The organism is Pseudogemmatithrix spongiicola (assembly GCF_030623445.1).
Classification (GTDB): Bacteria; Gemmatimonadota; Gemmatimonadetes; order Gemmatimonadales; family Gemmatimonadaceae; genus Pseudogemmatithrix; species Pseudogemmatithrix spongiicola.
The window spans coordinates 2,606,854-2,619,410 of sequence record NZ_CP130613.1; the positions used below are offsets into that span (position 1 = coordinate 2,606,854).

A 12,557-nucleotide genomic window follows, 5' to 3' on the forward strand; every position below is an offset into this window, starting at 1 on the left:
GTCAGCGCACCGCGCGCCATTGGGCGCGCCATTCGCAGGTGCCCTCGCCGCGGGAGGCGCAGCGCACATGCTCCACGGCCCCGACGCCATCGACGAGCTGCTGCATGAGTTCGCGCAGCGCCGCTTCGTAGAAGGTGCAGCCGACCTGCTTTGCGGCCGCGTCGAGGGTGACCGAGGACTTCACGTCGAGGTGGATGGACGCCCCGACGCGCCGCACGTCGCCGCCGAGGTAGCGCTGGCCGATCTTGCGGATCTGCGCCAGCGCCAGCGGCCGCGCGAGCAATGACGGCAGCAGGTGCGTGAGCTTCTTGGTGAGGGCGGGCACGCGCTGGTACGTCCGGCGCGCGACGTTGCGACCGGCCTCGCGGAAGACCGCCTCGGCGTCCGGTCGGCGCCCAATGAGGCGCGCGATGCCCGCCGCCTCGTCCTCGGTTGGCCGCTGGCCGCGCTTCACGGCCTCGTGGTACCGCCGGATCTGCGCATGCACGGTATCGCTCAGGCCGAAGCGCTTGATGCGCAGCTCCTCGACGAACTCCGTCTCGAGTTCCTCATCGGGGAGGTCGACGGTGCGGACCGCTTCCAGGAGCGCCAGCGGAACGAGGGGATCGACGGTTGCGGACACGGCCTGGGGGTAGGAGTCTTACTGGGAACCGTGGCGGAACTTAATGGTTGAGTGAGTGTCCGTGGCACTCCCAGCACGACGATCGATGCAAGACACGCTCCCCCCGACCGACCCTACTGCAGACTGCACTGCGATCCGCGCCCATGTCGATGACGTGGTCGCGCAGGAGGCCGACGCCGTGACGGTGGCTCGGGTGGAAGCGCACGCGGCACGCTGCGCGGCGTGCCGGCACGTGATGGCGGCGGCGCGGGCGTACCGCCGCGCGATGCGCCGCGTCGGTGCCTCCGAACGCGCGCCGGCCACGCTGCGCGAGCGCGCCATCACGTTGATGCACGAGACGCGCGACCCGCGCGGACCGCGACCCTGATCCTTCGCGGGCTGGTCGGGCTCCTGGCCGCCGCGGTGGTGGCGAGCCTCGCCTGCCGCGCCCACGCACTCTCGAAGAGCGGTGCGATCGCGGCCGTGCTCGTCGGCGCGACAAGCGCTGCGGCCGGCTGGGCGTGGGCCGTGCTGCTCATCGGCTGGTTCGTGGCGTCCAGCGCGCTCACGCGAGTCGGGGCGGCGGCCAAGCACGCGCGCACGGCGGCGACGTTACCCGCGACCAGCGCGCGCACGGCGACGCAGGTCGTAGCCAACGGCGGCGTGTACGCGATTGCCGCTCTCGCCGCGACGCTGAGTGGCACCGCGTGGTGCAGCGTCGCCGCGCTCGGGGCACTCGCCGCAGCGGCCGCGGATACGTGGGCTACGGAGATCGGCCTGCTCGTGGGCCGAGCACCGCGCAGCATCATCGGCGGCGGCCCGATGGAACCGGGCCTGTCCGGCGGCGTGACGTGGCCGGGAACCATCGGCGGCGCGGCGGGCGCGTTGGCCGTCGCGGGTGCGGCGGTCGCCTTGCAGCTCGCCACGCCGGCGGTGCTCATGGCCATCACCGGGGCCGGCATCGTCGGCGGCCTCGGCGATAGCCTGCTCGGCGCCACCGTCCAGGCGAAACGCCGCTGCGCCCGCTGTGCCCGATGGACGGAACGCGCCACGCATGACTGCGGCGTCGCCACCGAACACGGCCGCGGCTGGCGCTGGATGACCAATGACACCGTCAACCTCTGCGCGACGTTCATCGGGGCAACGGCGGCAATCTTCTTCTTGATTCCTTAAGCTATGCAGCACGTGACCCTCGATCCCACGACCTTCCGCGCCTCGCTGGCGCGCTTTGCTTCCGGCGTCACCATCGTGACCGCGCGCGACCGCGACGGCCATGATTTCGGCATGACCGTGAGCGCCTTCTCGTCGCTCTCGCTCACCCCGCCGATGATCCTCGTCTGCATCGACAACGGCGCGTCGGTCGCGCCGGTGCTCGAGCACTGCGAGACGTTTGCCGTGAACATCCTCGCCGAGGGGCAGGAGGCGCTCTCGCGGCGCTTCGCCGAGCGCGAGATCGACCGCTTCGAGGGCGTGGACCTCACGCGAGGCGAGACCGGCGTCGCGCTGCTCGGCGGCACCCTGGCCTCGCTCGAGTGCGCGGTGACGGCGCGGCATCCGGCCGGCGATCACACGATCCTCGTCGCCGAAGTGCGCGCGGCCGAGCTGCGCGAGGGGAATCCCCTGCTCTACTATCGCGGGGCGTATCGACGGCTCGAGCCCTGAGCGCCGCCGGCCTGTAACGCAGGGCCGCCGCGCCGCGTAGTTTTCGGCCATGACCCTCGAGCTCGAACGCGAAGACGTCGTCCAGAAGCTCTGCGCCGCGTACGCGCGCGACCAACTCACGACGGGCGAGCTGGAAGCGCGGCTCGAGCGCGTGTACAAGTCGGCCGATCGTACGCAACTCCTCACGGTGCTCGACGGCCTGCCGGCGATCCAGGTCGCGCGACTCGGCGAAGTGCCGGTGCCCGTGCCGAACGTCGCGCCGCCGGCTCCGCGTCCGGCGCCCATGTCGCCGAGCGACGGCCAGCTGCGCAGCGGCCGGCGCCATCAGGGCGGGCTCGGACCCGGCGAGAAGCGCTACGCGGCGTTCATGAGCGAGATCCGCAAGGAGGGCGCGTGGTCGCCGACGCCGGTCATCGTGGCGAACACGATCATGGGCAGCCTCGTGCTCGACTTCCGCGAAGCCCCGATCCCCGCCGAGGGCGTCGACATCTACGTCGACGTCATCATGGGCGAGCTGAAGGTGATCCTGCCCCCCGGACTCCCGGCGGACGTCGACTGCTCGACGTTCATGGGCTCCGTGTCCGACAAATCGAAGGCCGGCGTGCCGGGTGCGCCGACCATCCGCGTGACGGGGAGCACGATGATGGGGGGCATCACCGTGGTGACGAAGGTACCGCGCCGCGAGGGCGAGAGTTCATTCCGCGCGCAGATGCGGCAGTGGCTCGGCAGCGGCGAGTGAGCCGCTGCGGGGGCCGGTCCTACGGTCCCTGCGAGAGGTACGCGTCGGCGTAGCGGACGATGCTCTCGTCGATGATGCGCATGGCCTCATCGCTCTTGCCCCAGCCGACGACCTCGACGCGCTTGCCCTCGAGGTCCTTGTAGATCGCGAAGAAGTGCTCGATCTCGCGGAGATAGTGCCCGGGGAGGTCGGCGATGTCGAAGTACTCACCGTGCATCGGGTCGTCGACGGGCACGGCGAGAATCTTGTCGTCCGGCTCGCCCTTGTCGAGCATCTTGAGCACGCCGACCGGCCGCACGTCGATCAGGCAGCCCGTGAAGGTCGGCTCCTTGATCATCACGAGCACGTCGAGCGGGTCGTTGTCCTCGTGCAGCGTGCGCGGGATGAGCCCGTAGTCGCCAGGATAGTGCACCGCCGAGTAGAGCACGCGGTCGAGCCGGAAGAGTCCCGACTCCTTGTCGAGCTCGTACTTGTTGCGCGCGCCCTGCGGGATCTCGATCACCGCGGTGACGACTTCCGGCGCCTGACGGCCCGGCGGCAGGTCCTTCCAGGGATGGATCACCGTGCGCGCTCCATCGCCTCGCGCTTGCGGGCGACGGCGGCGCGACGGAGGCGGATCGAGAGGGCGTAGCCGACGAACATGGCGATGAGCGCGCCGTACGCCACTTGGTAATAGATCGCGTTCTCTGGCATCAGGACTCCGCGGTGGTAGCGTCGAGCAGCGCGTCGCGTTCCGCGGCGAGCGCCATGCGCTGGCGCACCAGTGCCATGTAGAGCACCGTGAACGCCCCGAGCGCCAGGAAGAGCGTCGTGATCATCACCGCCGGCATCTGGATGCCGGTCGGATTGGCCACGATCGGCGTCGGGTGCTGCGTGCGGAAGAGGTAGACGCTGAGATGGATGAACGGGATCAGCAGCGCGCCGAGGATGCCCACGACGGCGCTGTACCGCGCCCGGGCCTGGCGATCATCGACGGCGCCGCGCAGCACGAGGTAGCCGAGGTAGAGGAACCAGAGAAACAGCGTCAGCGTGAGGCGGGCGTCCCAGACCCACCAGGCGCCCCAGATCGGCTTGCCCCAGAGCGGCCCGGAGACGAGGACGCCGGTGGTGAAGATCACGCCGACTTCGGCCGAGGACTCCGCGAAGCGATCTAGGCGCGGGTCCTTGATGAAGAGCCACACCCCGCCGGCGATCGCCGTCAGGCCGAAGGCGAGGAACGCCACCCACGCCGACGGCAGGTGCACGTAGAAGATCTTCTGCGCCATGCCCTGCAGGCGGTCAGGCGGCGTGAAGTAGATGGCGCGCACGAAGGCCGCGGTCATGAGCGCGACGGCGGCGACCATCAGCCAGTCGATGCCGCGGCGGGGGCGTACGGAAGCGGGAGCAGTCATCAGGTCAGTCTTCGAGCGTGAACGGGAACGTCAGCATGCAGGCGTACAGGAAGACGAGGTCGAAGGCGAGCAGGATACGGAACCAGCCCAGCGACTCGTCCACGGGGCGTCCCGCGAGCAGCTTGGCGGTGACCTGCGCCGCCGGGAGCACGATCGGGACGAAGAACGGCAGCGCGAGCACCGGCAGCAGCAGCTCGGCCATGCGCGTGTTGGACGTAATGCCGGCGAACAGCGTCCCGACGCAGGTGAGTCCGATGGCCGCGAGGAGCATCGCCAGCGCCAGCGGACCGACGACCACCGAGAGCGGCAGGTTGTAGAACAGCGCCAGCGCAGGCAGCGCCACCACTTGAACTCCCAGCACGAACGCGAAGTTCGCCAGCGCCTTGCCGAGGAAGATGGACTCGCGCGCGACCGGCGCGACGAGCAGCGCGTCCATCGCGCGTTCCTGCGCCTCGACCCCGAAGCTGCGGTGCAGGCCGAGGAGGCCGGAAAACGTAAACGTCACCCAGAGGATGCCAGGCGCGACGTCCACGGCGGCCACGGCGGTGGGATCCCAGGCGAAGTAGAAGATCACCAGCGAGAGCAGCGAGAGCACCAACGCCGAGAGGAACGCCGAGCGCGAGCGGAACTCGATGGCGAGGTCCTTGCGGGCGATCAGCCAGGCGGCGCCGAGCAGGCCGGGGGGTCGGTTCATGCGAAGAGCTCCCGGTATTCGGCGGCGTAGCGTGCGACGTCGAGCCCCTGCGTGGGCTCGTGGCGGACAAAGCTGCCGGCCCGCATGACGGCGGCGTGCGACGCGACGGCAAGGCCCTCGCTGAGCGCATGGGTGACGACGACCAGCGCGGCACCGGCGCTGCGGCGCTCGAGCAGCAATCCGGTGAGGGCGCTCGCGCCCTGTTCATCGAGGCCGGTGTAGGGCTCGTCGGCGAGCAGCACGTCCGGCCCATGCACGATGGCGCGGGCGATGGCGACGCGCTGCTGCAGGCCGCGCGAGAGCGCCCGGACGGGCACGTCGGCGCGGTCCGCGACGCGCAGCTGCTCGAGGGCGTGCTGCGTCACCGACTCGGCATCCGGCACGCCGTGCAGCTGTGCCGCGAAGCGCACGTTCTCGCGCGCGGTCAGCGTGTCGTAGAGCATGGTGCGGTGCGAGATCAGTCCGACGCGGGCCCGGGCATGGGGGGCCGGGAGCGCGGCGCCGGCGATGGCCGCCGACCCGCTGTTGGGCTTGAGCAGGCCGGCGAGCAGCCGCAGGAGCGTCGTCTTGCCGGCCCCGTTCGGACCGAAGAGCGCGAGGGCCTCACCGGCCGCGATGCCGAAGGAGACGTCGTTGACGGCCTGGCGCGTCCCGAAGGCGCGCACGAGGCGGCGGGCTTCGAGCAGCGGGGTCACGACTTGCGGTCCGAGGCGAGCGGCATCCTCGGAAAGTTACCCGCGGCGCCGTCCCGACGGGACGGCGCCGCCCAATCAGCCCGTGCGCTCGATGTCGAACAGCGGTCCCATCCGTGTCTCATCGAAGAGGCGCTCGACGGCGCTCGGCACGGCATGGAGCCGCACACGCATGCCGCGCTCGCGCGCGCGCTTCTGAAGGAGCACGAGGACACCCAGCCCGCTGGCGTCGATGTCGACGACGGCCGAGAAGTCGAGCTCTACGCTCGCGGCCCCGGCGGCGAACGCCGCGTCGAGCGCCTGCAGCGCTTCGGTGCGGAACTCAACGCGAGTCTCGGTGGTGAGATGGGGCGGACAAGCGAGGGGAGCCATGCGGTCCACGTCCGTGGCCAAGGTGGGTGATGCGGTCATTGCAGCGTCCTCCAAGTGAGAGGCGTGCCCACCACCCGACCTTCGTTGCTCCCGTTGTCCCCGCGTCTGGGTCCTGCGATGCGGTCACTTCGGCAACCGGACGATCTCGAGAATCCGAGACTCCTGGCTTTGCGTCCCCGCCTCGCGACGGGTTTGCTCTTGTCGGTGTGGCGAACTGCACGCCACAGACATGGAATGGCGAGATGCGTGCCAGATTGTGCGATTCGTAAGTTGCTGTCCTTACTCGACTTATCGTGGTATCACATCGTGATTTCTTCGGTTTTTCGTGCAGGGCGCGGCACTTCTGGCAAAATACGCGTCGGTGTCGATATTTACGACAGAACTGCCTTCACCACGAAGGCACGAAGACACGAAGGCTGGCAGATCCTCACGACCAGGCTTTGACTGGGACCGCACCCGCGCACCCGACCACTTCCTTCGTGGCTCCGTGTCTTCGTGGCTGTCGCCCTTCCGGGGCACAGACGGAACGCGACGAAACCGGTGTACCGGCGGACGTGTCGCGTTAGGATTGACCCATGACCGAGATCCGCGACCTCCTCGTTGAGACCCGCTCGTTCCCGCCGCCGCCGGCCTTCGCTGCGCAGGCTCACATCAACGACCGCCGCCTCCACGACGCCGCCGACGCCGATTTCATCCAGTACTGGGCCGAGCAGGCGGCGACGCTGCGATGGACGAAGCCTTGGGACCGCGTGCTCGACTGGCAGCCGCCGCACGCGCAGTGGTTCCTCGGCGGGCAGCTCAACGTCAGTGCGAACTGCCTCGACCGGCATCTCGACGGGGCGCGCCGCAACAAGGCCGCCATCGTGTGGGAAGGCGAACCCGGCGACCGCCGCACGCTCACGTACTGGGAGCTCGCGCGCGAGGTGCGAACCTTCGCCAACGTCCTCAAGGGACTCGGCGTGCAGAAGGGCGACCGCGTGGGGATCTATCTTCCGCTGGTGCCCGAGGCAGCCATCGCGATGCTCGCCTGTGCGCGCATCGGGGCCATCCATTCCGTCGTCTTCGGCGGCTTCTCGCCCGAGTCGCTGCGCGACCGCATGAACGACGCGCAGGCCAAGGTCGTCATCACCGCCGACGGCGGCTACCGCCGCGGGCAGATCGTGCCGTTGAAGCGCAACACGGACAAGGCGCTGGAGGAATGCCCGACCGTCAAGCACGTGGTGGTCGTGCAGCGGCGCACGTCGGGGCCGATCACGGAAGCGCACGTGGACATGAAGGAAGGCCGCGACCACTGGTATCACCGGCTGATGCAGCATGCCAACGACCAGTGCGCGCCGGAGCCGATGGACGCCGAGGACGTGCTCTTCATCCTCTATACGTCGGGCACGACCGGGAAGCCGAAGGGCATCGTGCACACGACGGGGGGGTACCTCACCGGTGCGGCGAGCTCGACCAAGATGGTCTTCGACCTCAAGGAAGAAGACGTCTTCTGGTGCACCGCCGACGTGGGCTGGATCACGGGGCACACGTACCTCGTCTACGGCCCGCTCGCCAACGGCGCGACCTGCGTGATGTACGAAGGCGCGCCCGACTGGCCCGAGCGCGATCGCTTCTGGAGCATCATCGCACGGCACGGCGTTACGGTCTTCTACACGGCGCCGACCGCGATCCGAGCGTTCATGAAGTGGGGCGTGGAGCATCCGCGGCGGCACGACCTCTCGACGCTGCGCCTCCTCGGCTCCGTCGGCGAGCCCATCAACCCTGAAGCCTGGATGTGGTACCAGGAGCACATCGGCGGCAACCGTTGCCCGGTGGTGGACACCTGGTGGCAGACCGAGACCGGTTCGATCGTCATCTCGCCGCTGCCCGGGCTCACGGCCACCAAGCCGGGTTCGGCGACGCAGCCGCTGCCCGGGTATTCGGCAAAGCTGATGGACGCGCAGGCGAACGAGCTCACCAGCGGCGGCGGCTTGCTCGTATTGACCAAGCCCTGGCCGTCGATGCTGCGCACGATCTGGGGCGATGACGCGCGCTACGTGGAGACCTACTTCTCGAAGTGGGCGGGGCGGCCCGACCTCTACTTTGCCGGCGACGGCGCGAAGCTCGATGCCGATGGTTTCTTCTGGCTGCTCGGCCGCGTGGACGACGTCCTGAACGTCGCGGGGCACCGGATCGGTACCATGGAAGTCGAATCGGCGCTGGTCGAGCATCCCGCAGTGGCCGAGGCGGCGGTGGTGGGCAAGGCCCACGAGCTCAAGGGCCAGGCGGTCTGCGCGTTCGTCACGCTGCGCGACGGCTTCCACAAGAGCTCCGAGCTGCGCGACGATCTCCGCGAGTTCGTGGCGAAGAAGATCGGCGCGTTGGCGCGGCCGGATGACGTGCTCTTCTCGGCGGACCTGCCCAAGACCCGCTCGGGGAAGATCATGCGGCGCCTGCTGCGCGACATCGCCGAGGGGCGGGCGCTGGGGGACACGACGACGCTCGCGGATCCGAACGTAGTCGCGGCGTTGAAGGAACAGTACGAGAAGGACGAAGGCTGAACGGCGTTCACCACGAAGGTACGAAGGGAGCCGCAATAGACTTTCGGGCCCGCGACGCCCAAGAAGCAATGCTTCTTGGGGTCGCGGGCCCGAACGATCGTCGCGAGGCCCTTCGTGACTTCGTGGTGACCGCTGTTGCCGTTAGTTCCGCGGCGGCTGGGCCATGGTGGTCGCCTGCGCGAGCGCGGCGTCCACGTAGCGCTTGAACTCGTCGTACGGAATCGAGCCCTCGACGACCTGCCCGCCGATCACGAAGGTCGGCGTCGAGCGCACGCGATAGCGGCCGGCTTCCTCGCGGTTCGCGAAGATCTGCGGCAACATGCGGCCGGAGTCCACGCACTCGCTCCACTTGTCGACATCGAGGCCGAGGCGGTCGGCGTAGCCCTGGAAGATGCGCTTCGGGTTGCGCGAGGCCTGTGTGTTCCAGTCGAACTGGCCGGCGAAGATCAGGTCGGCCATCTCCCAGAAGCGACCCTGCTCGTTGGCGCAGTGCGCCGCGTTGTGCGCGGGCACGGCGTTGCGGTGCATCTCGAGCGGCAGGTCATAGAAGCGGAACGCGACCTGCCCGGTCTCGACGAGGCGCTTCATGACGTCCGGCGCCGTCACCATGGCGAAGTTGCCGCAGGCCGGGCACTCGAAGTCGGCGAACTCGATCACCTGCACGGGCGCGTTCGGATTGCCCTTGAGGATGCCGGCGGCCGCGACCCGCGGCAGGCTGGCGGGGTCGATCTGCTGGACGGCGCGCGGGCGCGACACGACGTACCCGATGGCGGCGACACCGACCACGGCGACGACGGCGACGATCGCGCCAAATGAGTTCTTGGAACCGGACGACTTACGGGCCACTGGATCTCTCCGGGAGGGACACATTGTGACAGGAACCCCCGCAAACTATCCGGTTTGGTGGGGTAGGAGAATGGCAGAGCACCGATTAGCTTTCGACGATGGGCGGAACGAACCGTCCATTCTCACCTTACACGGGACGAGATGAGCCGACAGAAGAATCGCGGTCCGGTACGGACCGCTGCGACGTCGCCCTTCGACGACGCGCGCAATGAGTTGTTCCAGCACATCATGAGCTGTGGCGTGATCGGTGCCCTTCCGGAGCACCAGACCGAGTGGTTCAACGAGACGATGCAGTACTTCTCGGAGCGGTATCACGAACTCAGCAAGCAGCAGATTGCCGACCTCCGCGTCCTGGGTGAGCGCTTCGCCGCTCCGCCGGTGCGGAAGTCCGCGACGGCAGACGCGGTCAGCGCCGCGTGATGTCTGAAGCCCCGGCCGAGCGCCGGGGCTTCATGCGTTTGGGGACTTTCGCGGGCTAGCGATAGCCGTCGCGGCGTGCGCTGCGCCGCACGAGGCCGACGCGCAGACCGCCGCCGAGTCCCACTTCGAGCGCCCAGGCGCGACCGTTGCGCGGCTGGGATTCGACCCCGGCGAGCACGAGCAGCTGGGGCGCCTGCGCGCCGACGCCGCCGCCCAACTGCGTCGTGCTCAGCCCGACGCCCCCGTACAATCCACGGCGGCGCTCGGCGAAGGGATCGAGCAGGAAGCGCACGGTGGCGTCGGCGCGAACCTGGCCGATCGGGGCGGAGGCATCGCTCCAGCGCGCGCCGCCGGCAATGGCCCCGCCGATGCGCACATACCAGCCGGCCCGCACGTTGACGCCGAGCCCCACCACCGCCCCCGGCGCCTCCGCCGCGATGCCCTCGACGCGCAGTTCCCCCTGCGGTCGCAGCGGGACGCGCCGCGGGTCGTCGGACGACGCAGATTGCGCGCCGAGGGGCGCAGCGCAGGTGAAAATCAGCAACAGCCGTCGCATTCTGCAAGCTACCGCGGCGCGCCGACATGACACCACCGCTTGCCCCCCCTAGTTTCCACGGGGTAGCTTCGCAGGGTCCCCTCCCCGCACCACCAGAGGCCACGATGCCGGATACGGTCGCGCTGTTGCGCGGCGTCGCCATCTTCCAGGACCTCGACGACGGCGAACTTGCGCGCGTCGCCGAGGTCTGCCGCACGAAGGAATTCGTGAGCGGCGAGTACATCTTCAAGGAAGGCGAGGCCGGAAACCGGCTCTACCTCATCTTCGAGGGTGAGGTGCGCATCTCGCGCGTCGTGCCCGGCAGCGGTGAGGAGGCCCTGGCCGTATTGAAGCCGGGCGCCCTGTTCGGCGAGATGTCGGTGTTCGACCGGTCCGAGCGCTCCACGGACGCGATCTCCAATGGCGGGACCAAGGTGCTGACGATTTCGCGCAGCGACTTCGAGCTGCTGCTCGATTTCAACCGCGAGTTGGCGTACAAGGTGCTGTGGAGCTGCGTGCGGCTGCTCTCCGGGCGGCTGCGCGCGACGAATGACTCGCTGCGGTCGTTCCTTGCCATGTCGATGTTTTGATACTGCAGTAGTGAGTTGGGAGTTGCGAGTTGAAAGTGAAGCGCAACTGCTCTCCCAACTCACAACTTCCAACTCGTAACTGCAGTTCTCGTCTTCCCTGAACCATTGACGCTCATGTCGATTTCCACCCTGGGAGCGCGGCTGCGCTCCCTTTCGTTTGTCGGGCTCCTGTCGTTGGTTGCGCTGCCGATGGCGGCGCAGGCGCCGTCCACCATGGGCCTGCAGCGCGACCCGCGGATCGCGGCGGCGCTGGCCGACGTGTCGCCGGCGCGGCTGCGGGCACTGGATTCCGTGCTGGTCTCGTTCGGGACGCGGCACACGATGAGCGACACGGTCTCCAGCACGCGCGGCGTGGGTGCGGCACGGCGCTGGATCTACAGCCAGCTGCAGCAGTACTCGCGCGACTGCGGCGGCTGCCTGAAGGTCGAGTACGACACGGGCACGGCGGTGATCACGCGGCACATCGAACGGCCGCGCTGGCCGATCGTGAACGTCGTGGCGTGGTTGCCGGGCAAGGATCCGAACCGCGTGATCGTGATGGGTGGGCACTTCGATTCCTGCGTGTGTTCGTCGCCGAACCCGATGGACGCTACCGGCGATGCGCCGGGCGCGGATGACGACGGCTCGGGCACGGTCGCGGTGATGGAGCTGGCGCGGGTAGTCGGCAAGCATTTCCCGCAGGGGCTCGATGCGACCATCGCCTTCGTGCTCTACACCGGCGAGGAGCAGGGCCTGCTCGGCTCCACGCAGTTCGCCGAGCGGCTGCAGCGCGAGGGCAAGACGGTGACGGCGGCGTTCACGGACGACATCATCGGCAACGTGGTCGCCGACGATGGCCGCGTGGACTCGACGTCGGTGCGCGTGTTCGCGGTGGACTCGCTGGCCGTGGGCGGCGGGGAGCTGGCGCGCTACGTGTGGGCGGTGGGGGCCGTGTACCAACCGGACTTCGAGGTGCTGCCGGTGCTGCGCCTCGACCGGCTCGGTCGCGGCGGCGATCATGCGCCCTTCCATCGCTTCGGCATTCCCGCGCTGCGCTTCTCCGAGCGGCTGGAGAACTACAAGCGGCAGCACCTGGTGACGGACACGTTCGAGCATGTGAACTTCGGCTACATCGCGAAGGTGGCGCGGCTGAATCTCGCGACCGTGGTGTCGTTGGCGGCGGCGCCGTCGCGCCCGGTGCGCACGGCCTACGGGCGTGACCGGGAATCGGGCGGCCAGAGCTTCAACATCCGCTGGGATACCGTGCCCGGCGTGATCGCGTACGAACTGCTCGTGCGCCGGACGACGGCCCCGACCTACACGCGTATCGTGCCCACGGGCAACGTGACGACGTTCCTGCTGGACGAGCAGCTCGACGACGTGTGGGTGGGCGTGCGAGCCGTCGGCCCCAACGGGCATCGCTCGCTGACGACGGTCGTCGGCGCGCCGAACGGCCCGCGGCTCCCGAATCCGCCCCGCACGCCGCAGCCGTGAGT

The 12,557-nt window shown here is 69.0% G+C and carries 17 protein-coding genes and 1 riboswitch; of the genes, 8 read left to right on the top strand and 9 right to left on the bottom strand.

Going from position 1 to position 12,557, the window contains the following annotated elements; all coding sequences use genetic code 11:
- Position 1: 1 nt before the first annotated feature.
- Positions 2-622 (bottom strand): hypothetical protein, encoded by a 621-nt coding sequence (locus Strain318_RS12050; RefSeq protein WP_367885942.1) that lies wholly within the window; start codon positions 620-622, stop codon positions 2-4.
- An 85-nt stretch (positions 623-707) separates the two neighbouring features.
- On the opposite strand from Strain318_RS12050, the gene Strain318_RS12055 reads away from it, so the two are divergent.
- From Strain318_RS12055 to Strain318_RS12070, 4 genes are read left to right on the top strand one after another with little or no spacing between them, the layout of a single operon-like run.
- A complete protein-coding gene (locus Strain318_RS12055; protein ID WP_367885943.1) occupies positions 708-989 on the top strand; it encodes a zf-HC2 domain-containing protein in 282 nt (93 codons plus the stop codon).
- A gap of 38 nt (positions 990-1,027) precedes the next feature.
- Positions 1,028-1,774 (top strand): DUF92 domain-containing protein, encoded by a 747-nt coding sequence (locus Strain318_RS12060; RefSeq protein WP_367885944.1) that lies wholly within the window; start codon positions 1,028-1,030, stop codon positions 1,772-1,774.
- Between the two features lie 3 nt (positions 1,775-1,777).
- Complete coding sequence (locus Strain318_RS12065) at positions 1,778-2,263, top strand: flavin reductase family protein (RefSeq protein ID WP_367885945.1); 486 nt, start codon at positions 1,778-1,780, stop codon at positions 2,261-2,263.
- Between the two features lie 49 nt (positions 2,264-2,312).
- Entirely contained in the window at positions 2,313-3,002 is a 690-nt protein-coding gene (locus tag Strain318_RS12070) for a DUF1707 SHOCT-like domain-containing protein (protein WP_367885946.1), read from the top strand.
- A 19-nt stretch (positions 3,003-3,021) separates the two neighbouring features.
- Here the strand turns inward: Strain318_RS12070 and Strain318_RS12075 are convergent, their stop codons facing one another.
- From Strain318_RS12075 to Strain318_RS12100, 6 genes are all read right to left on the bottom strand, one after another.
- Complete coding sequence (locus Strain318_RS12075; RefSeq protein WP_437436326.1) at positions 3,022-3,561, bottom strand: inorganic diphosphatase; 540 nt, start codon at positions 3,559-3,561, stop codon at positions 3,022-3,024.
- Entirely contained in the window at positions 3,561-3,695 is a 135-nt protein-coding gene (locus Strain318_RS12080) for a hypothetical protein (RefSeq protein ID WP_367885948.1), read from the bottom strand. The genes Strain318_RS12075 and Strain318_RS12080 overlap by 1 nt, the downstream gene beginning before the upstream one ends.
- The gene (gene ccsA / locus Strain318_RS12085; RefSeq protein WP_367885949.1) at positions 3,695-4,393 is read right to left on the bottom strand and encodes a cytochrome c biogenesis protein CcsA; all 699 of its coding nucleotides are present in this window, start codon (positions 4,391-4,393) and stop codon (positions 3,695-3,697) included. Before ccsA ends, Strain318_RS12080 begins: the two co-directional genes overlap by 1 nt.
- 4 nt (positions 4,394-4,397) lie before the next feature.
- Positions 4,398-5,087 carry a heme exporter protein CcmB gene (locus tag Strain318_RS12090; RefSeq protein WP_367885950.1) on the bottom strand — a complete coding sequence of 230 codons (690 nt, stop codon included), beginning with the start codon at positions 5,085-5,087 and terminating at the stop codon, positions 4,398-4,400.
- Positions 5,084-5,782: a heme ABC exporter ATP-binding protein CcmA gene (gene ccmA, locus Strain318_RS12095; protein WP_367885951.1), complete on the bottom strand. Its 699-nt coding sequence runs from the start codon at positions 5,780-5,782 to the stop codon at positions 5,084-5,086. Before ccmA ends, Strain318_RS12090 begins: the two co-directional genes overlap by 4 nt.
- 75 nt (positions 5,783-5,857) lie before the next feature.
- Positions 5,858-6,190: an STAS domain-containing protein gene (locus Strain318_RS12100; RefSeq protein WP_367885952.1), complete on the bottom strand. Its 333-nt coding sequence runs from the start codon at positions 6,188-6,190 to the stop codon at positions 5,858-5,860.
- A gap of 88 nt (positions 6,191-6,278) precedes the next feature.
- A riboswitch (cyclic di-GMP riboswitch) is annotated at positions 6,279-6,358 on the bottom strand.
- Positions 6,359-6,726: 368 nt separating this feature from the next.
- On the opposite strand from Strain318_RS12100, the gene acs reads away from it, so the two are divergent.
- Positions 6,727-8,691, top strand: a complete 1,965-nt coding sequence (gene acs / locus Strain318_RS12105; protein WP_367885953.1) for an acetate--CoA ligase — start codon at positions 6,727-6,729, stop codon at positions 8,689-8,691.
- A gap of 141 nt (positions 8,692-8,832) precedes the next feature.
- On the opposite strand, the gene Strain318_RS12110 is transcribed toward acs, so the two are convergent.
- The gene (locus Strain318_RS12110) at positions 8,833-9,537 is read right to left on the bottom strand and encodes a DsbA family protein (RefSeq protein ID WP_367885954.1); all 705 of its coding nucleotides are present in this window, start codon (positions 9,535-9,537) and stop codon (positions 8,833-8,835) included.
- A gap of 141 nt (positions 9,538-9,678) precedes the next feature.
- Here Strain318_RS12110 and Strain318_RS12115 point away from each other — a divergent pair, with 141 nt between their 5' ends.
- Complete coding sequence (locus tag Strain318_RS12115) at positions 9,679-9,957, top strand: hypothetical protein (protein WP_367885955.1); 279 nt, start codon at positions 9,679-9,681, stop codon at positions 9,955-9,957.
- A gap of 55 nt (positions 9,958-10,012) precedes the next feature.
- Here the strand turns inward: Strain318_RS12115 and Strain318_RS12120 are convergent, their stop codons facing one another.
- Entirely contained in the window at positions 10,013-10,513 is a 501-nt protein-coding gene (locus tag Strain318_RS12120; RefSeq protein WP_367885956.1) for a hypothetical protein, read from the bottom strand.
- A 104-nt stretch (positions 10,514-10,617) separates the two neighbouring features.
- Here Strain318_RS12120 and Strain318_RS12125 point away from each other — a divergent pair, with 104 nt between their 5' ends.
- Together Strain318_RS12125 and Strain318_RS12130 are read left to right on the top strand one after the other, a co-directional pair.
- On the top strand, positions 10,618-11,082 hold the full coding sequence (locus Strain318_RS12125; protein ID WP_367885957.1) for a cyclic nucleotide-binding domain-containing protein: 465 nt from the start codon (positions 10,618-10,620) through the stop codon (positions 11,080-11,082).
- A 114-nt stretch (positions 11,083-11,196) separates the two neighbouring features.
- On the top strand, positions 11,197-12,555 hold the full coding sequence (locus tag Strain318_RS12130; protein WP_367885958.1) for a M28 family peptidase: 1,359 nt from the start codon (positions 11,197-11,199) through the stop codon (positions 12,553-12,555).
- The last annotated feature ends 2 nt before the right edge of the window (positions 12,556-12,557 follow it).

Excerpts from the sequence above, each read along its gene's own strand:
- Strain318_RS12130 (WP_367885958.1), top strand. The coding sequence starts at position 11,197 with ATGTCGATTTCCACCCTGGGAGCGCGGCTGCGCTCCCTTTCGTTTGTC.
- ccsA (WP_367885949.1), bottom strand. The coding sequence starts at position 4,393 with ATGACTGCTCCCGCTTCCGTACGCCCCCGCCGCGGCATCGACTGGCTG.
- Strain318_RS12055 (WP_367885943.1), top strand. The coding sequence starts at position 708 with ATGCAAGACACGCTCCCCCCGACCGACCCTACTGCAGACTGCACTGCG.
- acs (WP_367885953.1), top strand. The coding sequence starts at position 6,727 with ATGACCGAGATCCGCGACCTCCTCGTTGAGACCCGCTCGTTCCCGCCG.
- Strain318_RS12100 (WP_367885952.1), bottom strand. The coding sequence starts at position 6,190 with ATGACCGCATCACCCACCTTGGCCACGGACGTGGACCGCATGGCTCCC.
- Strain318_RS12070 (WP_367885946.1), top strand. The coding sequence starts at position 2,313 with ATGACCCTCGAGCTCGAACGCGAAGACGTCGTCCAGAAGCTCTGCGCC.
- Strain318_RS12115 (WP_367885955.1), top strand. The coding sequence starts at position 9,679 with ATGAGCCGACAGAAGAATCGCGGTCCGGTACGGACCGCTGCGACGTCG.
- Strain318_RS12120 (WP_367885956.1), bottom strand. The coding sequence starts at position 10,513 with ATGCGACGGCTGTTGCTGATTTTCACCTGCGCTGCGCCCCTCGGCGCG.
- Strain318_RS12125 (WP_367885957.1), top strand. The coding sequence starts at position 10,618 with ATGCCGGATACGGTCGCGCTGTTGCGCGGCGTCGCCATCTTCCAGGAC.
- Strain318_RS12090 (WP_367885950.1), bottom strand. The coding sequence starts at position 5,087 with ATGAACCGACCCCCCGGCCTGCTCGGCGCCGCCTGGCTGATCGCCCGC.
- Strain318_RS12080 (WP_367885948.1), bottom strand. The coding sequence starts at position 3,695 with ATGCCAGAGAACGCGATCTATTACCAAGTGGCGTACGGCGCGCTCATC.
- Strain318_RS12065 (WP_367885945.1), top strand. The coding sequence starts at position 1,778 with ATGCAGCACGTGACCCTCGATCCCACGACCTTCCGCGCCTCGCTGGCG.